This window comes from Lewinella sp. IMCC34191 (genome assembly GCF_003390935.1).
Taxonomy (GTDB): domain Bacteria; phylum Bacteroidota; class Bacteroidia; order Chitinophagales; family Saprospiraceae; genus Neolewinella.
In genome coordinates, this window is sequence record NZ_QNQZ01000008.1 from 145,449 (window position 1) to 168,045 (window position 22,597).

17 protein-coding genes are annotated in these 22,597 nt (G+C 59.3%); 7 read left to right on the top strand and 10 right to left on the bottom strand.

The window, feature by feature from the left end; translation table 11 throughout:
• The first annotated feature begins 94 nt into the window (after positions 1-94).
• Together DRW39_RS15720 and DRW39_RS15725 are read left to right on the top strand one after the other, a co-directional pair.
• Positions 95-469, top strand: a complete 375-nt coding sequence (locus DRW39_RS15720; protein WP_116108016.1) for a hypothetical protein — start codon at positions 95-97, stop codon at positions 467-469.
• 25 nt (positions 470-494) lie between these two features.
• Complete coding sequence (locus DRW39_RS15725; RefSeq protein WP_116108017.1) at positions 495-1,115, top strand: MCP four helix bundle domain-containing protein; 621 nt, start codon at positions 495-497, stop codon at positions 1,113-1,115.
• A gap of 65 nt (positions 1,116-1,180) precedes the next feature.
• Here DRW39_RS15725 and DRW39_RS15730 read toward each other — a convergent pair whose 3' ends face one another.
• Together DRW39_RS15730 and DRW39_RS15735 are read right to left on the bottom strand one after the other, a co-directional pair.
• Positions 1,181-2,098, bottom strand: a complete 918-nt coding sequence (locus DRW39_RS15730) for a hypothetical protein (protein WP_116108018.1) — start codon at positions 2,096-2,098, stop codon at positions 1,181-1,183.
• A 201-nt stretch (positions 2,099-2,299) separates the two neighbouring features.
• Entirely contained in the window at positions 2,300-3,682 is a 1,383-nt protein-coding gene (locus DRW39_RS15735) for a YfcC family protein (RefSeq protein WP_116108019.1), read from the bottom strand.
• Between the two features lie 159 nt (positions 3,683-3,841).
• Between DRW39_RS15735 and DRW39_RS15740 the strand changes: the two genes are divergently transcribed.
• Complete coding sequence (locus DRW39_RS15740) at positions 3,842-4,438, top strand: hypothetical protein (RefSeq protein ID WP_116108020.1); 597 nt, start codon at positions 3,842-3,844, stop codon at positions 4,436-4,438.
• Positions 4,439-4,460: 22 nt separating this feature from the next.
• Here the strand turns inward: DRW39_RS15740 and DRW39_RS15745 are convergent, their stop codons facing one another.
• A complete protein-coding gene (locus tag DRW39_RS15745; protein ID WP_116108021.1) occupies positions 4,461-6,224 on the bottom strand; it encodes an ABC transporter ATP-binding protein in 1,764 nt (587 codons plus the stop codon).
• A 59-nt stretch (positions 6,225-6,283) separates the two neighbouring features.
• Here DRW39_RS15745 and DRW39_RS15750 point away from each other — a divergent pair, with 59 nt between their 5' ends.
• The 3 genes from DRW39_RS15750 to DRW39_RS15760 all read left to right on the top strand — a co-directional run bounded on the left by DRW39_RS15750 (position 6,284) and on the right by DRW39_RS15760 (position 12,080).
• Positions 6,284-6,736 (top strand): YybH family protein, encoded by a 453-nt coding sequence (locus DRW39_RS15750; RefSeq protein ID WP_116108022.1) that lies wholly within the window; start codon positions 6,284-6,286, stop codon positions 6,734-6,736.
• A 179-nt stretch (positions 6,737-6,915) separates the two neighbouring features.
• Positions 6,916-8,397 (top strand): S10 family peptidase, encoded by a 1,482-nt coding sequence (locus tag DRW39_RS15755; protein WP_116108023.1) that lies wholly within the window; start codon positions 6,916-6,918, stop codon positions 8,395-8,397.
• A 98-nt stretch (positions 8,398-8,495) separates the two neighbouring features.
• Entirely contained in the window at positions 8,496-12,080 is a 3,585-nt protein-coding gene (locus DRW39_RS15760) for a reprolysin-like metallopeptidase (protein ID WP_116108024.1), read from the top strand.
• On the opposite strand, the gene DRW39_RS15765 is transcribed toward DRW39_RS15760, so the two are convergent.
• On the bottom strand, positions 12,070-13,920 hold the full coding sequence (locus DRW39_RS15765; RefSeq protein ID WP_157976158.1) for a patatin-like phospholipase family protein: 1,851 nt from the start codon (positions 13,918-13,920) through the stop codon (positions 12,070-12,072). The genes DRW39_RS15760 and DRW39_RS15765 overlap by 11 nt on opposite strands.
• Before the next feature lie 276 nt (positions 13,921-14,196).
• Positions 14,197-14,367: a hypothetical protein gene (locus DRW39_RS22315; RefSeq protein WP_157976159.1), complete on the bottom strand. Its 171-nt coding sequence runs from the start codon at positions 14,365-14,367 to the stop codon at positions 14,197-14,199.
• Positions 14,368-14,703: 336 nt separating this feature from the next.
• On the opposite strand from DRW39_RS22315, the gene trmB reads away from it, so the two are divergent.
• The gene (gene trmB / locus DRW39_RS15775; protein WP_116108027.1) at positions 14,704-15,435 is read left to right on the top strand and encodes a tRNA (guanosine(46)-N7)-methyltransferase TrmB; all 732 of its coding nucleotides are present in this window, start codon (positions 14,704-14,706) and stop codon (positions 15,433-15,435) included.
• Between the two features lie 124 nt (positions 15,436-15,559).
• Here the strand turns inward: trmB and DRW39_RS15780 are convergent, their stop codons facing one another.
• The 5 genes from DRW39_RS15780 to DRW39_RS15800 form a co-directional block, all read right to left on the bottom strand.
• Positions 15,560-15,970 (bottom strand): hypothetical protein, encoded by a 411-nt coding sequence (locus DRW39_RS15780; RefSeq protein ID WP_116108028.1) that lies wholly within the window; start codon positions 15,968-15,970, stop codon positions 15,560-15,562.
• A gap of 133 nt (positions 15,971-16,103) precedes the next feature.
• On the bottom strand, positions 16,104-19,628 hold the full coding sequence (locus DRW39_RS15785) for a hypothetical protein (protein WP_157976160.1): 3,525 nt from the start codon (positions 19,626-19,628) through the stop codon (positions 16,104-16,106).
• 120 nt (positions 19,629-19,748) lie between these two features.
• A complete protein-coding gene (gene hisB, locus DRW39_RS15790) occupies positions 19,749-20,891 on the bottom strand; it encodes a bifunctional histidinol-phosphatase/imidazoleglycerol-phosphate dehydratase HisB (RefSeq protein WP_116108030.1) in 1,143 nt (380 codons plus the stop codon).
• Between the two features lie 94 nt (positions 20,892-20,985).
• The gene (gene hisC / locus DRW39_RS15795; RefSeq protein WP_116108031.1) at positions 20,986-22,053 is read right to left on the bottom strand and encodes a histidinol-phosphate transaminase; all 1,068 of its coding nucleotides are present in this window, start codon (positions 22,051-22,053) and stop codon (positions 20,986-20,988) included.
• 23 nt (positions 22,054-22,076) lie between these two features.
• Positions 22,077-22,580 carry a GyrI-like domain-containing protein gene (locus DRW39_RS15800; RefSeq protein ID WP_116108032.1) on the bottom strand — a complete coding sequence of 168 codons (504 nt, stop codon included), beginning with the start codon at positions 22,578-22,580 and terminating at the stop codon, positions 22,077-22,079.
• Positions 22,581-22,597 lie beyond the last annotated feature (17 nt).

Consider the following 22,597-nt stretch of genomic DNA (forward strand, 5'->3'; position numbering starts at 1 on the left):
CATCGAAGACGGCAAGGCAGCAATGCTTTTAAAAAAGATAGTATTGCTATCAACTTTGCGATTATTAGTTCGTTTCAGCACAAAAGAATCGATAATGCAACGTCAAAATCCCTTACCCATCTTCTTTCTATTCTTCGCTTTGGTCGCGATTAGCACCGCCTCGTCCGCCCAGGTCAATTCGGAGACCGAGAGCGAACGAGTCGTCCGGGAGCTAGATCGGATCGAAGATTTGACCAGCCACGGGCCCAACTATAAAAATCCGCGTGCCGCCGGACGCCTGTTGATCATCAACCGGGCCGCTCCGACGCTACCCCCGATCCCCATGGCCGCCCGGCTGACCGGCCCCGCGTATAAAAACCGGGGACCCGTAATCCATACGACCCGCACGACGACCGTGCGACAACCCAAGCGGGAGCGGCTGATCGGTCCACGCTACAAAAACCGGGGAGCCAAGTCGGGGAACTTATAGTGTCCAGGCGCCAAAACCATCCCGTATGAGCTTTTTCGATAAAATCAAGTGGGTATTGGGGATACTGGTTGTATTCCTCCTCGTGCTGGCTACTAACCTGATCGACCGGCAAAACTTTCGCGACGTTCGGGAGTCTATCGAAGCCATATACGCCGACCGGGTGGTTGCTCAAAACCTGTTATTTCGGATTTCCAAGGTGATCCACGAGAAGGAACTGGCGTATACCGAAGCGGATCGTGCCGCCCTGGATGGTCGATTATCTGCTCAGGAGGGAGATATTTCCGCCGCGGTAGATCGTTTTGCCGGCACGCGCCTCACCGAGCAGGAAAGCGTGGAATTTGGTCGCTTGCAAAAGAAGCTTGCCACACTGGCTTCACTAGAAGCGGATCTGGTCGAAGGAAAGGCCGAGCGGAGGGAAGTAAGGAATGCCCTAGAAGGAGTTCGGGAGTCACTGGACGATCTATCCGCGATCCAGCTGCAGGAAGGCAGGCAACAACTTCTGCTGGGCCAGCGGGCAATCAGTTCCTCCGATCTCTTCGCGCAATTGGAAATTGGGGCGCTCGTCGTTCTGGCGCTTGCCATTCAGGGTATTATCCTCTACAGTCCCGGCCAAAGCGCCAATCCACGTGCCACAGAGAGAAGCTAAGTAAACACCTGAAAAAAGGCCAGTTCCGACATGGAACTGGCCTCATTTACTTTACGCGGTACCGGCTACTTATTTGGCCAGTTGGCCCAATCGTTACAGTGACCGGCGTTGTCTGTTTTCGTAATACTGGTCTGTACACCGGAGTAGGTAGGATTCATCACCGCCTGGGGGCTATAGTGAACTTGGCCGGAGTTTTTATTGCGGAAGGCTTTTCCGAAGTGATCCTGGCTAAGTCCGTGGCCGGCCTCGTGCAGGGCAATCGATTCGGCATCGATCGACCTGGCAAAATTGAAGCGATCGTTGTAGTAGATCTCCCGGAAAGCGACGTCGGTTCGGTTGTCCCCGTTAGTATCCACGCTGGGTACGCCTGGCTTCCGGTGAACGATAGTGAAGGTGACGCCAACGATCGACCGTCCGCGGCTGCCAAAGATTCGGGTGAAGAACTGGCCGGGCATCCATCCGGCGTGGACAACATCGGCAACGTAGTCGGTAGAGCCACCGTAGCCAAAGAGGGCGGCCATATATCCGGTGGGTCGCCGGTCGAAGGGAATGCGTCGGAGTCCTAGGTCGGAGCAGGATACCTCTTCCCAGGTAGTCATTGCGCGTTGTACGGCTCCGTAACTGAGAGCGGGGGGCATGTCTTCGCTGGGTCGAAGTTCGTCGATGTAATACGTGATGTCGGAGGAGCCATCGTCAGAGTTTTCGGGTGCGAAATCGAATCGCATGCGTTGGTTTCCGCGCTCCTTGAAAAGGACGGTTTGGCCGATCTCGGCGGTTTCGTCGGCGGTCAGGTATTCCGCCATGACCACTTCGTAGGATGATTCTTGAGCAGATTTATCTATCCCCTTCGTGAATGCCGGCAACTCCATATAGATGGGGTCCGGACTCGGAAGGGGTACGAGGTCGTCGGTGTCTTCCTGACACGACAGGGCAAAAAAGCCGAGCGAGCAAAGCGTGATGGAACGTAGTAGAGGTTTCTTCATGAAAGGTCTGGAGTGAATGCCGCCGAATGGCGGATATGATTTGCGGGCTAAGGGAACGGCTTTCTACCCACATGGGTCTGCTACCTATCCCGTCCGCGCCAGACACTACAACCTCTGCTCCTTATCTCATATTTCAGCAACCCGAAATATTAAGCCATAACAATAATTAGTATAACAACTTTATCACAAGTCGCTGTCCCGCTATTGGTAGCCGACCGCAACGGCAACCAGTAGGCCGATCCAGGCCCAGATCAGCAACACGCCCGTAAGCGGCAGAATGAAACGCAGCCAGCGGTCGAAGGGTACCCGGCATACCCCGAGCATAGCCACCAGGCCCCCGAGCGAGGGATTGAACAGATTCGTCACCCCATCGCCGATCTGAAAGGCGAGAATAGCGATCTGCGGACTGAGGTCAAGCGCCCGGCCAAGGGGGATCATCACCGGCAGGGTAGCGAGCGCCTGGCCACTGCCGCTGGGTATCAGCAGGTTGATGCCGCTCTGCCCGATCGACATTCCCACGGCGGAGGCATACGTCGGCAACCCATCCAGAGCTTCCGCCAAGCCGTAGCTAATCGTATCCTGGATTTGCCCCTGCTCCATGATCACCTTGACCGTAGCCGCCATGCCGATGATGAAAGTGGCCGGAGCCATCTCGGCCACCGACCGCATGCCCGCATCCGTCACCTCCCGTGTACTCAGGCCGCTGGTTAGGGCGCAGATGACCGTTACGATCAGGAAAACGGCGGATATCTCGTTGATGCCGAAGTGCCAGGTAAATACACCATAGAGGACGAAAGCAAGTCCGCACAGGAATACACCGAGCAGCCACCAATTTCGGGGGGAGATTCGGTACTGGTCGAGGGGACGGGACAGGGCCAGGCCCGACGTGTCCAGGCCCTGTCCTATCCCGCGCTCCGGTGCCCGCTTGATCCGGCGGAAGTACCGTACGTTGTAGTAGGCGGTGAGGGATACGGCGCCGAGGCATAGTATACTGCGCAACTCCCAACCGCTAAAGAGCGGGAGCCCCGCGATTTCGTGACCAATTCCTACCGTATACGGATTGATGGGCGACAATCCGAAGGCTACGGTCATGCCCCCCAGGCTGACCCCGGCGGCCAGGATAAGGTCGCCACCCAGCGCCAGAACGACTACCACGGCAATGGGGACCGTGGCGATGTTGTTCTCGTAGCCCACCATCACGCCCAGCAGCCCGTAGACGAAGGTCAGCAGTACCAGCAAGAGCTCCGACCGCTGCGTCCCCATCCGGTATACGAGCCGTCCGACGGCATTCTCGATGGTCTGCGTCCGTTCCAGTACGGAAAACATAAGGGCACTGGCCAGGCAGATGAAAATGACCGGCGTGGCCAGCCGGTAGCCTTCCGGGAAAGCGCGGAACATCTCGAAGGGCCCGACCGGGGTAGGGGGTACCTCGGCAAAACTCCCGGGTACCACGCGATACTGACCGTTTACCTCTACGCGCTCGTATAGGCCGGCCGGCAGGAGATAGGTCATGGCCGTTACCACTACGATGATCGCGAACAGCATGATGAGGGGCGGGGGGATCCGGGTGAAGAGGCGGCGCATGGAGTGAAGGTACGCTCTTACCCGCCAGAGGGTACCCGGTGCTTCGCGGCCCCTGCCCTGTTATAGTTGTCTAAAATCCCAAGACGGCTGCCGTCAGATCGGTTATGAAGTACGTATTTAGGTGATTGCCGTGTTTCGTTGACCTAAAACCCTACATCCATGTACCGCTGTCTACTTCTATTCCTGGCATCGCCCTTCCTGGGCTGCACCCCCGAACCGATAGGGCCGCAACCCGAACCCTTCACCTGCAATTTTGGCTTCCTTACCGATGTGTCAAATGAGGTGTGCAGCTGCCCCGCCGACCATGTCAACCTGGGTAGCCTGGAGTGTCGCCGGCTGACCGTTGATGAGTTTTACACGGAAATGGAAAATTGCTACGTCGACCTGGGCATGATTGTCAAATTCGGCGATTCGGTACGGGTTTTCTCAGACCGACGCTCGGCCATTGACGTATACGTGGAGGATCCGGATACGGCGAGCTGGTCCGTTCACGCCGAGCAGCCGAAATTCAATAAAGTTTCGGGTATCCTATCCAAAACGGCCAGTGGTAAGGACAGTATTCAGTGGGACATACAGCCAAGGGAATACGCTAGGATCTTCCCGGGAAACGAGTATGCGTATTCCCCCTGGTTCACCGGCTACCTAATCGGTACGGACACGATCCGGGGCACCATTCACTGGGGACCCGGGGGGGAAGAAAGAACCCCCGTCGCGGAACTGGACTGTCCAGTAACCTTCATCAGGAGCGATGGATAGCGTGCGTATTGATGGTCGCCGCTTAGGGTACCATGCCGAGGTCCCGCAGGTGGTCTAGCGTCCCCTCCCGCACGATCCGGCCGTTTTCCAGGTAGTAGATGTAATCAAAATCCTTCAGCAGGTGCAGCCGGTGCAGCGTCGAAACGATGGTCTTATCCGGATACGTGGCAAAGATACGCTCGTACACCAATGCCTCCGACTGGGGGTCAAGGCTGCTCGTCGGCTCGTCCAGGAGCAGTAGGGTAGAGGATTCCGCTGCCAATAATCCGCGGGCGATACTCAGTCGCTGCCGCTGACCACCACTGAGATTAGCCCCGCCCTCGCTCAACCAGGTGTCGAGGCCGTTCTCTGCTTTTTCGACTACTTCTTCCATAGCGGCAAGCTGGATGGCCCGTTGCACGGCCTCGGGCTTTCGTTTGAGCCCCATCGTGAGGTTCTGGCGGATCGTTTCCTCGAAAATCTCCGGCGTTTGGGGAATCAGGGTGGTCTGTTCGTAGAGCTGGGCGGGGTCCGCTACCATATCCCCGTCGAATCGTACGCTAAGGCGGTCCGCTGGGTATAGCCCCCGGAGCAGATACAGCAGCGTGGTCTTGCCGCTGCCGCTGGGACCGATAAAGGCGATCCGTTTACCCCGCGGCAGTCGCAGGTCAATGTCCGACAGGCCCCGGTGCTCTTCGCTGTCCGCGTCGTAGGTGAAGGCCAGGTCGGTGACGGTCAGTTCCTTCCAGTCCTTCCGTACCTGGCTACCGGCCAGCGACGAGGCACGGGGTGCGGATTGGAAGGCCTCGACGATCGGATCGATCGCTGCCAGATCCGCCCGCAGCCGGATGATGGTGTTGTACTGCCCCGTGAGGGCATTGAACATGTTGGAAAACTGGTTGACGTAGCCGATCAGGGTGACCAGTCCGCCAACGAGGAAAACCTCGCCCGGCACGTAATTCTGGTACACGTAGCCGATCACGATGACGGCGTACATCAGTCCGATCAGAACGCCGGTGCTGAACCATTTTTGCTCGTTCAGTTGCGTATTGCGCAGAAAGGGCGGCCACACGGCCCGGACCCGGGCCTCGATCTGCCGCGCCGTCTGCCGACCGAGTCGAAGCGTGGTGACGGTAATGATATTCCCGAGATTGTCGGAAAGACCGGCCAGCAAATCGTTCTCCCGCTCGTTAGTCTCCTGCGTCGCGGCGATGATGGGGCGATCGAAGGCCAGCACCGTCAACACGATCAGAATCCCGGCCACGCCAGCTACACCGCCGAAGAGAACGCTGAACCAGATGATGGCGATGATCGAGATGAACATACGCACCAGCGTCTGAAAGTACACAAAGCCGTTATCGAAGAAGCTCTTGAGTGCCTCGTAGGCTTTCCGCGTGCGATTGATCGTATCCCCGCTGTGGTGACGACGGTGCCACTCCAGCGGCAGGCGAACGACCCGGTCGTAAGTTTCCATCAGCAACCGGCGGCTAATCTCGAAGGCCATGCGACGCTCCATCAGGCGGGCCGGCCACTGAAAAACCCAGCCCGCCAGGATAAGGGCCATGTAAGCTCCTCCGTAAATCCAGGCACCGGTAAGCAAATTCCCCTCGCCGGTCTGTAGGTAATTAATGAAGTAACCGAAGATGATGGGCTGCAGCGACGACAGCACATTAACGCAGGTGAACATCGCGTATATCAGGACGTAGCGCCCCCGCATGCCCCGTGCATACTGCCAGGAGATCGATAGTAACTGTTCGTAGGGGTTAGTAGAAAAAAACTCCCGCCACTGCCGGATCGTTCCTTGCAAAATGTAGATGTTTTAACTGCTGCCCAAAGGTCCGATAAGGCGACAACAATCCATATAGTATGATCCGTCCCTTTGTTTTCCTCTTCACGAGTTTACTCACTATGCCGGCCGTCGCCCAGCAGTTCACGGGAGACGAAGCCGACATACGAGCGATCCAACGGGCCGCCGCCGCCTTTTCCCGGGCCTACGTAAACGCTGACTATACCGCCATGGCCAATGCCTACACGGAGAGCGGACACATTCTCCCCGGTGGCTCGCCGATCATTACGGGGCGGGACTCCATCATCGAGCGGTGGCGACTGCCGGAGGGAGTCCGCATCCTGGAACACGCCACCGAATCCGTGGAACTGCAGGTGCTGGACGATTATGCCTACGACCTCGGCTACTACCGAGGTCGTACCCGCCGCCCCGACGGATCGGAGGCGGAGTGGGGCGGGAAATACGTCATCGTATGGCGCAAGCTCGACGGCGAGTGGCTGATGCACGTGGACATGTGGGATAGCGGGGAGTGACCCGGACACTCGGAGGTCCTAACTATTTTGGAGGGTGGGAGGAAGTTAGGACCTCGGAGTGTGGCCATACGTAAGTTGGCGACCTACGAGTGTCCGCCCGGATGGCGGCGGCCTGCGAGTGTCCGGCACAGTAGTTATTTTGCTCCCTTACCCTGCCACCCTAAGCCAATAACCGACGTATGCTCCCTTACCGCCTGCTCCTTTTCTGCTTCCTCTCCAGCGGCTTCCTTATCGCTCAGGTAAACAGCCGCAACCTGCCAATGGACACCATGATCGTCACCCAGGGCCAGGTGAGGATCAAGGGGGCAGCCGTACCCTACGAGGTTACCGCCGGCGTGCAACCCGTCTACGACGACAGCGGCAAGGTAACGGCGGGCCTCCAATACACTTACTACCGACGCACGGACAGCGAGGATCCCAATCGGCCCCTGCTCATCAGCTTTAACGGCGGCCCCGGCTCCGCTTCCGTGTGGATGCACCTGGCCTACACCGGCCCGAAAGTGCTCACCATCGATGAGGAAGGCTATCCCGTCCAACCCTACGGTATCAGCGATAATCCCTATTCCGTACTCGACCTCACCGATATCGTCTACGTGAATCCCGTCAACACGGGTTTCAGCCGCATGGCACCCGGGGCCGACCGCGAGCAGTTCTTCGGCGTAAATCAGGACATCAAGTACCTCTCCGACTGGTTGAGCAACTGGGTAAGCCGTCACGACCGCTGGCGTTCCCCCAAGTTTTTGATCGGCGAGAGTTACGGTACCACGCGGGTTTCCGGGCTGGCCCTCGAACTGCAGGAGCAAGCCTGGATGTACCTCAACGGCGTCATCCTCGTGTCGCCTACCGAGATCGGCATCGAGCGGGCCGGGATTGTCGAGTCGGCTAATCAATTGCCCTACTTTGCCGCCGCCGCCTGGTATCACAAGCGCCTGCCGGACGACCTGCAATCCATGGAGCTGGAGCCGATGCTCGCCGAGGTCGAAGCCTATGCCCGCGATGAATTTCTTCCCGCCCTGGCCAGCGGTATGGACCTGACGGAAGAGCGCCGCCGGGAAGTAGCCGAAGCCGCCGCCCGCTATTCCGGCCTCGACGCCCAGCAGTGGCTCGATAATAACCTGATGCCCACCACGGCCTACTTCTGGAAGAACCTGCTCCGCGGGGAGGAAGCGGGCGATTTCACGGTAGGTCGCCTCGACAGCCGCTACAAAGGGATCGACGCCCAGGCCGGTGGCGACCGCCCGGACTACAACAGCGAACTAACCAGCTGGCTGCATTCCTTCACCCCGGCCATCAACTACTACCTGCGCGAGGAATTGGGCTTTCGGACCGATCTGCAGTACAATATGTTCGGCTCCGTCTATCCCTGGGATCGCTCCGGCGACCGGACCGGCTATAACCTCCGCCAGGCCATGGCCCAGAATCCCTACCTGCATGTCATGATCCAATCGGGGTACTTCGACGGTGCCACGAACTACTACGACGCCAAATACACGCTCTGGCACCTCGATCCCAGCGGGCGTATGCGTGATCGACTGAGCTTCAAGGGCTACGAGAGCGGACACATGATGTACCTGCGCCGGCCCGACCTGGAGACCGCCAACGATGACGTGCGTGAATTTATCCGTAATGCCCTGCCCGGCGACAAGCCCGCGCGGTACTAAGCGACCGCATGGACCCAAAAATCCGCCCAAGCTTTTCGCCGACGACATTTAGCCGGGCGGCGGGCTGTTATCTTTACCCTACGTCGTAAACACCCCCTATGTTCCGAATGCTACTTATCGCAGGCTGCCTGTTGGCTACCTCGCTTTTCGCCCAGTCGCCCTTTCAGGTCAAGCCCGCCGCTACGTCGACGTCCGATATTGCCGGCCCCCGCGTCGATCTCCGGCTGGACCGAACGGCCCTGGGCAGACAGCTGTCCGCCAAGGCGGGGCAGATAAATCTTCCCCTCCCCGACGGTAGCTTGCAAACGTTTTCGGTGACCAACGATCCCGTTTTCGAACCGGCACTGGCCGCCCGGTACCCCGGGATCGGCAGCTACCGCCTGGCGGGGCCGTGGGGTACCGGGCGCCTGGCTATTTCGCCCGAGCGCGTTGACGTACTTCTCCCGGGACCGGATGGCTTGTACGCGATTCAGCAGGGCTACGCGCCGGACGAGTACGTGGCGTTCTATTCCCGAGACTACCTCGGCGAAGCCTTCGGCGGGTCCCTTGGATGCGGGTTTGACCCGCAGACCATAGAAGTTGGCGGCGGGAGCGCAGGTAAAGAGCCTTTCCGTAAAAGCATGGCCGTTCCACGCGAGCTCCGTCAGTACGACCTGGTCCTTTCCAGTACCGGAGAATTTTCCCGTCAGGTAAGCGATGGTAGCCCCACCAAAGCCAAGGTTCTCGCCGCCTTCAATACCCTCGTCAGCACGGTCAACGTCATCTTCGAACGGGAGGTCGGCGTGCGGATCAACCTATTGGCGCCCTCCGAGCAAGTGATCTACCTGGATCCCGATACCGACCCCTACAGCGACAGTGACGAAGGGACCGGATTGCTGGAACAGGTGATCGAGGCCTTCAACCAGGAGGGTATCCCGTCCAACATCTACGACCTGGGGCACGTGATGACGTCCCGCTGCGTTGACGTGGGCGGCGTAGTGAGCGGCCTGGCCTGTAGTGGCAGCAAAACCCGGGGCGTCACCTGTCTGCAGGGCCGCGATCTTGCCCGCACGGCCGAGCGGGTCATGGCTCACGAGATCGCACACCAGTTCTCCGTCTCCCACAGCTGGAATAACTGCCCGGGAAACCAGAATCAGCGGGCAGGTAATACCGCCTTCGAACCGGGTTCCGGATCGACGATCATGTCCTACGCCGGCGCCTGCGGCACGCAGAACATCGCAGGCCCCGATCCTTACTATCACACCGGTAGCCTGGAGCAGTTTCTCGACTTTACGCGGGAGGGCAATGCAGCGGCCTGCGCCACGGTGATCGAAACCGACAACGTCACCCCGGAGGTTCAACTCGATTACGAAGATGGCTTCTTCATCCCGAAGTCGACGCCCTTCCGCCTGACGGGTACGGCCACCGACGCCAACGATCCGGCGGATCAGCTGACCTACAACTGGGAGGAATACGACCTGGGACCGGCCACGGATATCTACGAGCCGGAAGGTTCGGCCCCCCTGTTCCGCTCGGTACCGCCATCGACCACCGGCTACACCCGCTATTTTCCCCGGGTAGATCGTGTAGCGAATCAGATCGACGCCGCCGATGAGTTTCTCCCCGATTACGAACGCGAACTGACCTTTCGCCTGACCGCCCGCGACAACAACGTGCAGGCCGGTGGAGTAGATTGGGAAGCCGTCCGTTTTCAGATTGCCGACATCGGACCGTTTACGGTGAATGATCCCGAAGTGCAGGCCGACCAAAATTTCCGGGTAGGCGAACTGCGGGAAATCACCTGGGAAGTGGCCGGTACCGACGGCTTCCCGGTCTACGCCCGAAGTGTCAACATCCTATTGAGCGGCGATGGAGGGCTGACCTTTGATTACGTTCTGGCCAGCCGGGTGGCGAATTCCGGAAGCGCCTACATCACCGTGCCTGATACGCTCGGGAATGCGATGCGCATCGTCATCGAAGCCGCGGACAACATCTTCTACAATATGAACGCCACGGACTTCAGTATTCAGCCGGCCGAACAGGCTCGCTACACGCTGGAATCTGACCTGAACTACGCCGAGGTTTGTCTCCCCGAAACAGTCACCGCCACCTTTACGGCCGGCAGCGTGCTGGACTACGCGGAGCCGGTCAGCCTTTCCGTCGATTCGACAGCACTCCCAATCGGGCTGGTGGCCACCTTCGATAACACCCAGATCCTTCCGGGACAAACCGCTCGCCTAACACTTGACTTGGAAGGGGTCACCGCATCCGACCGGGTGATTGTTCCCGTGATCGTAGCCGCCGAGGGCTTGGATACCGTCCGCCGGGAGATCATCCTGGATGTGGTCGCCAACGATTTTTCGGACCTCGTATTAGCCGGTCCTGCCGACGGTACGGAAGGTATTGTCCTGACGACCGATTTTGACTGGACGGCCTCCGTCAACGCCGAGTCCTACGACCTGCAGGTAGCTACTTCCCCCTCTTTTGCTCCGGCTACCCTGGTAGAGACCGTGACCGACCTGACCGAAACCGAGTTTACCCCGGAAGACTTCTTCACGGCCAATACGGTGTACTACTGGCGGGTTCGTCCCGTAAATTCCTGCGGCCCCGCCCCGTGGACGGAAACAAACTCCTTTAAAACCGTAAGCAACAGTTGCGAGGTAGCGAGCCGGACCGGTACACCGGTAAGTTTGCCCGGTACGGGTAGGGATCCCGCCTTATTGACCCGCAAGGATACCCTGCTCATTTCGCAGAGTGGTACCATCAGCGATCTGAACCTGCCCTATGTACAGATCAATTACCAGTTCGCCTCCAACCTCACCATCAGTCTGACCAGCCCGGCCGGTACCACCGTGAAGCTGTACGAGGAGAATTGCTTCAGTACGAATACCATCAATCTTGGTTTTGACGACGAAGCCCCTAATGGCATCGCTTGCCCTCCCGACGATAAGCGGGTGTTCCAGCCTACGGGCGAGCTCAGTGACTTCGACGGCGAGGGAACGGCCGGAGCCTGGGTACTCACCGTCGCGATCAGCGAAACGAACGGTGCGGCCGGGCAGATCGTTGCCTGGGACCTGGAATTCTGCGCCAGCCTCCAGGCCACTCCCCCGCAAACCCTCGTCAATGATCCCACCGAAGTACGGCCCCTGGGCCGGAATGCCATCCTCCGTAGCCAACTCGAGATCGTGGCCGCCTCCGCCAATCCGGTAGAGAGCGTGTACGTCCTGACCAGCCTTCCCGAGCGGGGCTTCCTGGAGCGCAGCGGCGTTGAACTTGGCCTGGGAGACACCTTCACCCAAGCGGATATCAATGCCCAACGCATCGTTTATGAGAGCCTGGATACTACGATTAAGTCGGATGAATTTGGGTTTGTTATCAACGCCGCCGACGGGGGGTACTTGCCAACTACCTATCACGAGATCGTCCTTACCGCCGACGCCGTAAATTCCATCAACCAATTTTCCGCGCTGGACAACAGCCTGCGCATCTACCCGAATCCGACCGACGGGCTGGTTACCCTCGAATGGAGCGGTGAAATCAACCAGCAACTCAGTCTGGACATCTACGATCTCAACGGCCGCAAACTCGACAGCAGACGCACCGATGCTGGAGCGGGCAGGGCTACGGTTGATCTTTCACGCTTCAAGTCCGGTGTTTATCTGATCCGTTTGGGCGGCGCTATTCGCCGGGTGGTCAGGCAGTAGGCTCGCGATATCCGCTGGACTGTTCGAGTCGCTTGGTCAGTCCCATGATCACTTCCTCGATGAAGTGCCTATGGACGATGGTGTTTTTGCCCGTTCGGTTGATGATGTTATCGGGTAGCGGCCCCCCGTAGCGTTCGATCAGGTTCTCCCGATCGTGGGCGTAGATCAGCACGGGGATCTCTTTCCAGTCCGGATCCTCAGCCAGCAGGACGGCAAAGTCCAGGCCGCGCAGTTTGTCGTTCCCCTTGTCTTCCCGGCGGGTCACGTCGGAGATGATGAGGTCGATCTGCGTGGTTTCGTCTTCGTTGAACTTGTTCTTGTTCATGAGTAGCTGCATGGCTTCGTCGCTGGTGCGTACCGAGTAGCAGAAGGTATGCAGGCGGTCGAGAATGGCCAGGGGAAGCGCGTAGGTGAAGGCGTCGTCGATCCACAGGACATTGTAGGGTTCCTCCCTTTCCTGAATGTGGTTGATGCGGTCTTCGAGTTGCTGGTCGTTGTGGATGCCGAGCACTTCCAGGGTATCGCTGAGGTCCCGAAGGTCGGACAATTCCCACATGACGGGTTTGATCTTGCGAAGCAGATTCGCCTTGATGGTATCCTTGTAGTCGGACCAGTTGAAGCGGCGCAGGAAATGGCTGGCGGCCTTGGCGCCCTGTCGGAACAGCTTCAGCTTGTTCTCCTCGGAAATATTGAAGTCGATCCAGTTGAAACCATCGATGTCGATGTATTCCACCAGGTCCTTGTACTCAGGGTGGTTGCGGATGAACTCAAAATCCCGCAGGTTGCGGACGCCGCTGGCCATATTGCCCATGAAGTCGGCCAGGTTATTGATTTCCCGGGCGCAGTTGCGGTCGACCCCAAGCTTAACGCCTACCGTGGGCCGCAGCGGGATGACATCCGCCTGGTGGAAGAGATCGATGGGAAAGTTGGACATGACCCCTCCGTCCACGAAGACGATCTCGCCGGGCAGCTCCCCGCTGTAGTCAGCTACGGCCCGCCAGCGCCGGCGGACTTCATTCTCGCGGCCCCTGGTCCATTCGAGGGAGGCGCGCTTCGGTTCGAAGAAGAAGGGAATAGACATGGAGGCGCGAACGAAAGAGGCCGGATTCTGCGCTGCCGGATCTTCGTAGTAGAGGTGGGCCATCCGCGGGAACTCGACCTTGGTTTGCGTGGTGATGTCAGCGGCTACGATGGCGATCTTAGGATCCAGTTCTTCGGCGGTCATGGCCCGCTTACGCTTACCGTAATTGGAGAGGTGGTACAGGCTGTCCGGGACGGCGCGAAGATTATCCTTCAGACCCTCCCAGCTGTCGTGGGTCAGGATGTCTCGCAACCATTCCTCGAAGTGAAGGCCGGGATTGATGCCCAACTTATTCTTTATCTCGGCGATATTGGTGATCAGGTGGAGGTACAGTTGGATCTTATTCCCGGACTCAAACGCTTCGGTGAGTTGCTCGGCGTCGTAGCCGCCGTCTACAAAGTCCATAAAGTCCTTCTCGGCGATGCGCTCCAGGACACGGACGCTCTTCTTCTCCTCCGGCGTTCCCAGGTCGGCCATGAGTAGGGCATTGATCGATCCGGCGCTGGTCCCCCCCAGACTTAGGAAGCGGATCCCCATTTCTTCCAGCACGTAGGTGAAGCCAACGAGAGCGATACCCAGGATGCCACCGCCCTCCTGCACGAGGTTCACGTACTGATTGCCGGCCTCATCGTAGATATCGGAAAATCGGAAACGATCGCCGCGTTTATCGCGAAATTCTTTAAGGTCTTCGATGATGTCGAAGACGGATTGCTCGTAGTCCTGGGTATTCATGGGTAGCGTTCGTGGGTCTTGATCCAATTAAACAATTAATCGTTACACGAACAAATGGCCGGCCCCTGACCGAAGGATGTGCGGGTCCGCCTCTCCGGATCGACCGAAAGGGGTCCTATTCGTTTACGGGTCCGCTGAAGGCATGCACGAGGAATTAGTCACCAGTAGGTGGTAGCTACAACATTGCCTCGGGCATTACGGGGATGCTACGGTCTGGCCGATTCGGGGTGATTCGGATACCTATTCAACAATGTGGAAGTATGGCGCTGCTTATATCCTGCGCTCCGCCGCCCGCAAAAACGCTCAGCCGATACCTTCGCGCATGCGCTGAATCTTCCGGTCCAGAAAGTAGCGCCAGCCGACGAGTGAGAAAAAATGAAGGGCTACGAAGGGAACGGTCAGGAGGAGAGTGAAGCGAAGGGGAACGATGTCCCACAGCAGGAAATACAGCGCCGTAAGGCAGAAGGTACGCATAGCGAATAGTGCGTACCGCTTCCTGCGGTAGGCGGGGCAGCGCATGGAGGATTCGTCGGCATTGCTACTGTAGCGTGTGAACCGATTTGCGTGATCGTAAGAACTGGTTATTGGGTCCAAAGCGTAAAGTGTGAAGCGTGTTAAAAAGCGTATGTAAAGATAATCTAAAAATAATTGTCCAAAATACCAAAATCTAACGAATTACATTCTTAAATCGGAGGGGGAATGTGAGATTGTTTAACTTGTTTCGGCAACGGTTTTTCCGACATCCATAGCCCGGTCAGCGACGATGTCTCCGGGCGATCTATCTTTACGTCCGTATAAAAGACCAGCCTGATGTCCGGCCGCAACAAACTGCAGAAGTTCGCCGAAGTACTGCAGATGCCCAATGTTTACGAGAGTTTCGAGCCCACCAAACCCGAACTGACGGGTGTTAATGGGACTAAAACGGACCTGCGTGGCAGGTGGGCCGCCGAGCACTTCGGCAATGACCGGCCCATCACGCTCGAACTCGCCTGCGGGCGGGGAGAATACACCCTGGACCTGGCCCGCCAGTACTCCGACCGCAACTTCATCGGCGTGGACATCAAAGGGGCGCGAATCTGGAAGGGCGCCAGAATCGCGCTGGCGGAAAATTTGTCGAACGCCGCTTTTCTTCGGACCCGTATCGAGGTAATCAGCCACTTTTTCGCTACCGGCGAGGTTGAGGAAATTTGGATCACCTTCCCCGATCCATTCCTCAAAAAGGGTAAGGAAAACCGTCGCCTGACCGCGGCCCAGTTCCTCAAGCAGTACCGCCGCATCCTGAAACCCGGCGGCGTCGTCCACCTAAAGACCGATAGTCAGGAGCTCTACGAATGGTCGGTAGAAACCCTCACCGAGCAACCCGCCGTGGAGATCCTGTACCGAGATCACGATATCTACAGCAAGCCGCTACCCATCCCCGAACTGGCCACCGAAACTTACTACGAGCGGATGCACAAGGACCTGGGCAAAACCATCACCTACCTCCGCTTCCGCATCGGCGACGGCGAGATCCTCGGCGGCAAGGGCATGCCCATCCACTAGCCGTACAACGCTGTCTCCGACAGCGAAGTAGGAAGCTGTCTCCGACAGCGCAAGTACAAAGCTGTCTCTGACAGCGAAGTAAAATGCTGTCTCCGACAGCGCTGGAAATCCCGGGCACCCCCCGCTACAACCCATAATACCCCAGCCAAAAGCCCCCCGCCTGCACCACCCAAATCCCCCCGTACAGCCCCACGGCATACCCCCACCGGGGCCCCGGCAAGCGCGGAAACACCAGCACCACGATCGCCAATCGGATCAGCGCGTATTGGATCGCCTGCAGCAGGTGCCAGGCATCGGTAGTGGCCACGAAAATGGTGGATGAGCCCGGGAATCGCTCCCGCAGGGGCCGGATCAATTCGCCCTCCGTGTCGGTCGCGTACTTATTCTCCCAGCTAATATCAGGATCCCAGAAGCGTTGGTTATCGAAGCGGGCAAAGACGGTATCGGCGTAGTGGAACTGCAGGTCGTCGCAGATTCCCTTGCAGAGGTGGGCGAGGAAGAGGAGGGCCAGTACCGCTATGATTTGCTTCGCCATGGGGTAGGAAGATACGGGCATTAGCCGTCCGCCCAGCGCAGCTGGTCTGCCGGCGGGTCTCCGCGGTGGACTACACCGATGAAGTTCCCAAGGCACTGGGCAGACGAGCTGGCGCTCGGCGGACCAGTGCCTGCTAAAACTGCGCCGTCACCTGTGCCCGCCCTACGTGTACCACGTCCGCTTCCCCCGTCTGCCGGCCGTCGTAAATGAGGTTGAGCTGGAGGTATTCGCCGAGGTTCTGGACGAGATTGATGTTCCAGAGCAGGTTACGGCCGGGCTGTAAACCCTGGAGGAGGGCGAAACCCACCGGACTGCCCGCCCGCCCGTTCTCGAAGTCGATCTGTACCCAGTTGAAGCTGGCGTTGATCCAGTTGCGGTAGTTGCCGGTGAAGCGCGCTTCCCGGCGGAGCGTGAACTCGCCGTCGATTTCCGGGAGCACGTTCTCCTCGCGGCCCAGTACCAGGGTGGTGTTGAAACTGAACTCGCCGGGCTGCCAGTTGATCCCGGGTTCGAGGCGGTTGAAGACGATCTTGTAGTCCTTTTCGTTAAAACGCTCCGAATCCGCTTCCCGCCGCCCGGTGATGCCCGCCGCCTCGATGCTCAACTGGTCGTTGGGGCGAAAGCGGAAGCGGAGTTCCCAGTCCTCCCGGCGGCTGCTTTCGTAGCCGGTGGTGAGTACGCGGCGGTTGCGCTGCTCGTCGTTGCTGAGCTGGATATCGTAGCGGGGATTGGCCCGGTTGAAAAACAGGCCGTGACGCCGCCGCACGTTCAGCGCCACCAGGTTGGAATCCGCCACCGCCAGCTGGAAGGGGTTCCAGGCCATGATATCGTCGGCTTCCTGGGTTTTACGGTCGATGTTGATGGCCGTGTTCAGGGCGATGCGGCCCAGAAATTTTTTGACACCCTTCGCTTCCCGCCACAGGCGGCTGGGGTCCCAGTTCAGGCGCTGGTTGATGCTGACGTTGTCGGTGCGGATGAAGTCGTTGTTAAAGACACTGACCCGGATGTAGTCGGCGATATCCGGGAAGGGGGAAAGCACGATCTCGTTGGGCTGGATGCGGCCGTCGTTGTTGTACAGGCTATCCTGCCAGATGTACTGTCCCTGCCCGGGGCCCACGTAGAGGTATTGGAAATCCACCCTCGGCTCCTGTCCGCTGCCCACCTGGTAGGTGGACTGGCTGGTGAAGGCTCGTTGTATGGCGTCGGCGCGCAGGTCAAGGCGGCCCAGGACGGTACTGCTCGGTCGGTCCTCGACCAATTCCTGGCCCGGTACGTCCAGTGCCCGGTAGGTAAAATTGCCGCCTACTTGCAAATTGCGGGCGGCCTGGTATTTACCCTCGGCCGTTAGCTCCCGGGCCGACGTACTTTCCGTCAGCTCCGTCCCCGCGGGGAGTTTATCGTCGCGCTGGCTGGCACTCAGGGTAAAAGCGTAGCGCTCACTGGCCGGGGCGGAAATACCCACCGTATAGCGATCGTACTGGAAGCTCAGCTGGGAAAGCGTATCGGTCGCCCGGGAACGACGTTCGCTCTTCTCCCCCGCGTAGGCGGCCGACAATTCCCACCCGCCTAATTGAATGAATTCCTTGCTGACCAGCAGACTCGGGCGGCGGAAGGTCCCCGTGCTCTCCGTATCCTCATTATCCAGCAGACTGTAGGCACCCGTCGCCCGCCACCCCGCCACGGCGAGCTGTAGCAGTCCTTCGTGCCGCTGCCCCCGGTAGTCGTCGCCCCGGACGAAGCGCTCGTAGTCGTAGTCCAGCCGGCCCACGCCCTCCCGTAGCAAGCCGACGCCGCCGCCCATCAGTTGTTCGGTCTGCTGCTCGGGCCGGATCGTGCTCAGCCGGTTGCTGAGGTTCCAATTGCGGTAGAATTCCGGGGAGCGGTAGGGGTTGATGAAGTTGAAGGTCCGTTCCACGAATTCGTAGCGGCCCCGGCCGGCTACCGCCCACCCGCTGCTGTCGGAACCGATCGCCACGGTACGGTCGGCGTCTACGCGGAGGGCGTGTCCGACATTGTCGCCCTGATCGAGGTCGCTGAAGCGGTTAAGATCCACGTTGCTCCGGCTGCCCTCGAAGCGGATGGCCCCCTCTCCGGAGAAGCGGTACTCCCCACCGGCACTGAAGAGTTGTTGCTGGCGCGGGGCGACCAGGTCGATCTCCGGGGAGAAGCGACCGAGCGGGTTACAGTCTTCGTCGTAGCCCACGAAAACGTACACTCGCTCGTTGGCGGGCCGGTCGGGATCCAGGCGGTACGGTCCGCCACCGGGTCCCCGGTCGGTGAAAGTGGCCACGTAGCGTCCCCGCTCGGAATTGTTGCTGCTCACCAGGTAGGGCATCTGCGGGGCGCAGGCGATTATCGTATCGCGGAGTTCGTAGGTGGCCCGCAACTCTTCCCGACCGTCCAGGGTGTCAAGGCTGCTGACGGGTATGCCCTCCGGACTGTCCCCTTCCAGACTCAGTGCCCGTCGCTGATCGGCGGTAAGCTGCAGGTCACCCGTGGCGGTCTTACTATCCTGCTGGGAATAGAGATTCACGTAGCCGGTAACGCGCCCCTTCGTATAGCGACTGCTGCCCGCCGTAAGGGTACGCAGGTAGCGTTGGTCGGCGTACTCGTACTCCACGGTGATGCGGACGTCACGCGTGATGAGCCGCCGGGTGGTGAAGGTCAGTTCGGCGAGGTTGTAGTCTATGACGTAGTCGGCGTCCAGACCGCGCTGCATCAATTGTCCATCCAGGTAGACCCGTTCCGTGCCCGCCAGGATGATGAGAAAGCGCTGTTCACCGTCGCCGGTGAGTTTGTACGGTCCCTGGTTGCCCTCCCCCGGGGTGATGTTCTGGCGAATGAATTGTCCGCGGGCTACGGCTACGCTGGCGCTGTTCTCCCAAACGGCCATTTCCCTCTCCCCCGACCCCTCTCCGGAGGAGAGGGGAGTACCCCCCGCGATCGTTGTGAAAGTGGCTCCCTCCAGCTTTTTATAGTAGCGCATGAAGTAGCCGTCCGGATTCCGGAGCTCGTAATCGCCGGCGGTCAGCTGACTCCGGTTCTTGCGCAGCTGGATGAAGATGCGGTCGAATTCCCGCAGCTGTTGGGTGGTGCCTTCGGGCTGTACGGGCAGGTTCTCGTCGGTGATGGCGGCGGCGACCTCGATGCCGTTACCCAACTCGCCGTTCAGTTGCAGGTTGAAGGCGGAATTCAGTACCAGGTCCTGCCGGTTCCCGAAGCTGATCGCCCGGCTGAAGCTGCCCCTAGTCTGCACCTTCGTATCGTTATCTAATAAGCCCAGTCGCACGTACGGATCGTACGCCCCGATCACCAGCCCGGCCTCTTCCCGCCGCAGTTGACTGCTATCCAGCAGTGCCACGCGCTCGTCCAGCGTAAACGGAAGGGCCCGGTACCGCAGGATCAACGAATCGGGTACGGGCAGGCCGGTCCATCTTAGGTAGCGACCACTGAGCATGTACTCGCTTTCCGCTACCGGATCGCCATTCATAAAGTAAGCCTCGAAGCTCCCCGGCGCCAGCGTAAGCGTATCCACCAGCTGTCCCGCCGGGTTCACGGCCACCTTTTTCTCCCGCAGGTTCGACAGGGGCGATCCCTGGCCGGCAAGCATACCGGTGACCAGCAGGCAGAGCACCAGCGATAGCATTTTTGGGATCACGGAGTACTAACGTAGGGAATAGTACGGTAGTACAGTAGTCGCCGGCTTCGCCGCCGGAGTAGTACGGTAGGCGGACGACACTACCGTACTACCCCGATTGCGCAGCAAACGACTACCGTACTACAGTACTCCCTTGGTGCTCGGCAGCCGCATATTATCCACATCCCGCCGCTTAGCCATCTTGATGCTTTTGGCGAGAGCCTTGAAGGTGGCTTCGATCTTGTGGTGCTCGTTGTCGCCTTCGACCTTGATGTTGAGGTTGCAGCGGGCGCCGTCGGTGAAGGACTTGAAGAAGTGGTAGAACATCTCGGTGGGCATGTCGCCGATCTTCTCGCGCTTGTACTCGCAGTCCCAGACGAGCCACGGGCGCCCACCGAAGTCGATGCCGACGGCGGCGAGGGCGTCGTCCATGGGGAGGTAAAAGCCGTAGCGTTCGATGCCGAGTTTGTCGCCGAGGGCCTGGGCGAAGGCTTCCCCGAGGGCGATGGCGGTATCCTCGATGGTGTGGTGCTCGTCGATGTCGAGGTCGCCCTGGACTTTAACGGTGAGGTCGCAGCCGGAGTGGCGGCCCAGTTGATCGAGCATATGGTCGAAGAAACCGAGGCCGGTATCGATGTCGGTCTGGCCGGTGCCGTCGAGGTCGAGTTCGATGCGGATGTCGGTTTCCTTGGTGGTACGTTGTACGCTGGCGGTGCGGCTTTGCAGACGGAGGTAGCGATAAATATCCTCCCAGTCCGTGGTCCGCTTGACGATGACGTCGTCTAGGTCTTTAAGTTGCTGGGTGCTGAGTTCCTCGTTCCCCAACTCCGGGTCGTTGGCCAGCCAGAAACCCTTGGCGCCCATGTTCTTCGCGAGTTGCATATCCGTCAGCCGGTCGCCCACCACGAAGCTACCCGGTATGTCGTAGGTGGGGTCGTCCATATACTTACGTACCAGGCCGGGGTTAGGCTTGCGGGTGGGGGCGTTATCCTTCGCGTAGGTGCGGTCGATCAGTTCTTCGACGAATTCAATGCCCTCCGCGACCAGCGCCCGCCGCATGGCTTCGTGGGTGGGCCAAAACGTATCCTCGGGAAACTCCGCCGTCCCCAGTCCGTCCTGATTGGTGATCATGACGAGCTGGTAGTCCAGTTCCCGCACGATGCGTCCCAGCCAGCGGAAGATGCCGGGGTAGAAATTCAGCTTTTCGACGCTGTCGACCTGGTAGTTTTCGGGCTCCAGGATTAGGGTGCCGTCGCGGTCTAGTAGGAGTAGTTTTTGGGGCATAATGTTGGAAGGTTCACCACAGAGTAATCAGAGGGCTTCACAGAGTAATCACAGAGGCGCTTCTCCTCTGTGAAGCCCTTTTTTACCTCTGTGGTTAGTTTTTAAAGGCGCGAAGCGCCGCAATTAGTGCATCATTCTCCGCCGGCAAACCCGCTGTGATTCGCAAACAGTTCTCCGCATTAGGCTGGTAGCTCTGGTTCCGCACCACGATGCCCTTATCGAGCAGGTAGCGGTACACCTTATCGGAATCCGTAAAACGAACCAGGAGAAAGTTCGTCACGGAGGGGAAGATATAGTCTACGAAGTCCAGCTCACCCAGCGCCTGCTCTAACCGCTTACGCTCACTAATCAGCAGGGCCACCCGCTCGTGCATGAGTTTCGGGGCGGCCAATGCTTCCAGGGCGGCGGCCTTGGTCAGGACGTTGATGTTGTAGGGCATCTTGATCGTCCGCAGCAGGTTGATGATGAACTCGCTGGCGTAGGCGGCTCCCAATCGGGCACCGGCCATTCCCCAGCCCTTGGAGAGCGTCTGGGTGATGATGAGGTTGGGGAACTCATCCAGTCGGGGCACGAAGCTTTCCTCCGGGATGAAGTCGATGTAGGCCTCGTCCAGCACCACGATGCCCGGGAAGCTGCGGATGAGGTCTTCCACCACTGCGGCGTCCATCAGGTTTCCGCTGGGGTTGTTGGGGCTGCACAGCCAGAGGATCTTGGAGGCTTCGTCCCAGCTGGCCTTGAGCTCGTCTACTGGAATACTGAAATCGGACTTCAGCGTCACCCCCCGGAACGCCGCGTCGTTGATGGCGGCCGCCACCTTATACATGCCGAAGGTGGGCGGCAGGGCGTGTACCGCGTCCTGGCCGGGGCGGCAGAATACCCGCGTCACCTGGTCGACGATCTCGTCCGATCCGTTACCTATAAAGATCTTATCGGCATCTACGCTCCGCAGATTGGCGAGGAGCATCCGGATGTCCGTCGATAGCGGCTCCGGGTAGCGGTTCATGCCATTGTCGAAGGGGCTTTCGTTGGCGTCCAGCAGCACGTCGGCCCGCCCCTTGAATTCCGAGCGGGCGCTGGAGTAGGGGGTTGCCCGGAGGATGTTCGGGCGGACGAGCCGGCGAATTTCTTCCGCGGTCCAGTTGATGTAGTCGGTGGTGGTCATGTCAGGCGGTTAAATACTTACGGTTAGGCATCCAGGGGTAAGACTTTCAGGGGGACGTACATTTCCTCCTGCGCGTCCGGGTCGTCGGGGCGGTAATCCGGCGCCATCCGTTCGAAGTGCGGGCGGCTGTTGTCGACGTCGTAGCCGGAGGTCGGCAGCCACTGCCCGAAGAGATAATTGACGGTGTTTCCGATTTCCCCGGGGAGGCCTTTGTGCAGACAACGGACGTAGAGCCCGCCGGCCAGATCGTGGGTTTCCAGACCGTCGGGGACCGCTGCTCCTTCCTCGACCGCTACGGCCGCCCACTCGCGGTATTCCGTATCCGGCGTCAGGCGGGCCAGCGACAGGTCGGCCGGGTAGACGCGCAGCGAATAGCGCCAGTCGTCCGCCCGCTGGTCGATCTCCTGGATGCGCGGACCGAAGTTGCGCCACAGGGCCGGGGTGCCGGCTCCGGCCAAGCTGGTCGTTTCGGATAGCCCGATCAGGGTGGTAGGAGTGAGGGAAAGGATGCTGATGTCCGGGTTCATACTACGTTTATTCGGTG

What these genes read in the sequence shown, in the direction of transcription:
- DRW39_RS15720 (WP_116108016.1), top strand. Translation starts at nt 95, where the DNA reads ATGCAACGTCAAAATCCCTTACCCATCTTCTTTCTATTCTTCGCTTTG.
- DRW39_RS15725 (WP_116108017.1), top strand. Translation starts at nt 495, where the DNA reads ATGAGCTTTTTCGATAAAATCAAGTGGGTATTGGGGATACTGGTTGTA.
- DRW39_RS15730 (WP_116108018.1), bottom strand. Translation starts at nt 2,098, where the DNA reads ATGAAGAAACCTCTACTACGTTCCATCACGCTTTGCTCGCTCGGCTTT.
- DRW39_RS15735 (WP_116108019.1), bottom strand. Translation starts at nt 3,682, where the DNA reads ATGCGCCGCCTCTTCACCCGGATCCCCCCGCCCCTCATCATGCTGTTC.
- DRW39_RS15740 (WP_116108020.1), top strand. Translation starts at nt 3,842, where the DNA reads ATGTACCGCTGTCTACTTCTATTCCTGGCATCGCCCTTCCTGGGCTGC.
- DRW39_RS15750 (WP_116108022.1), top strand. Translation starts at nt 6,284, where the DNA reads ATGATCCGTCCCTTTGTTTTCCTCTTCACGAGTTTACTCACTATGCCG.
- DRW39_RS15755 (WP_116108023.1), top strand. Translation starts at nt 6,916, where the DNA reads ATGCTCCCTTACCGCCTGCTCCTTTTCTGCTTCCTCTCCAGCGGCTTC.
- DRW39_RS15760 (WP_116108024.1), top strand. Translation starts at nt 8,496, where the DNA reads ATGTTCCGAATGCTACTTATCGCAGGCTGCCTGTTGGCTACCTCGCTT.
- DRW39_RS22315 (WP_157976159.1), bottom strand. Translation starts at nt 14,367, where the DNA reads ATGCGTACCTTCTGCCTTACGGCGCTGTATTTCCTGCTGTGGGACATC.
- trmB (WP_116108027.1), top strand. Translation starts at nt 14,704, where the DNA reads ATGTCCGGCCGCAACAAACTGCAGAAGTTCGCCGAAGTACTGCAGATG.
- DRW39_RS15780 (WP_116108028.1), bottom strand. Translation starts at nt 15,970, where the DNA reads ATGGCGAAGCAAATCATAGCGGTACTGGCCCTCCTCTTCCTCGCCCAC.
- hisB (WP_116108030.1), bottom strand. Translation starts at nt 20,891, where the DNA reads ATGCCCCAAAAACTACTCCTACTAGACCGCGACGGCACCCTAATCCTG.
- hisC (WP_116108031.1), bottom strand. Translation starts at nt 22,053, where the DNA reads ATGACCACCACCGACTACATCAACTGGACCGCGGAAGAAATTCGCCGG.
- DRW39_RS15800 (WP_116108032.1), bottom strand. Translation starts at nt 22,580, where the DNA reads ATGAACCCGGACATCAGCATCCTTTCCCTCACTCCTACCACCCTGATC.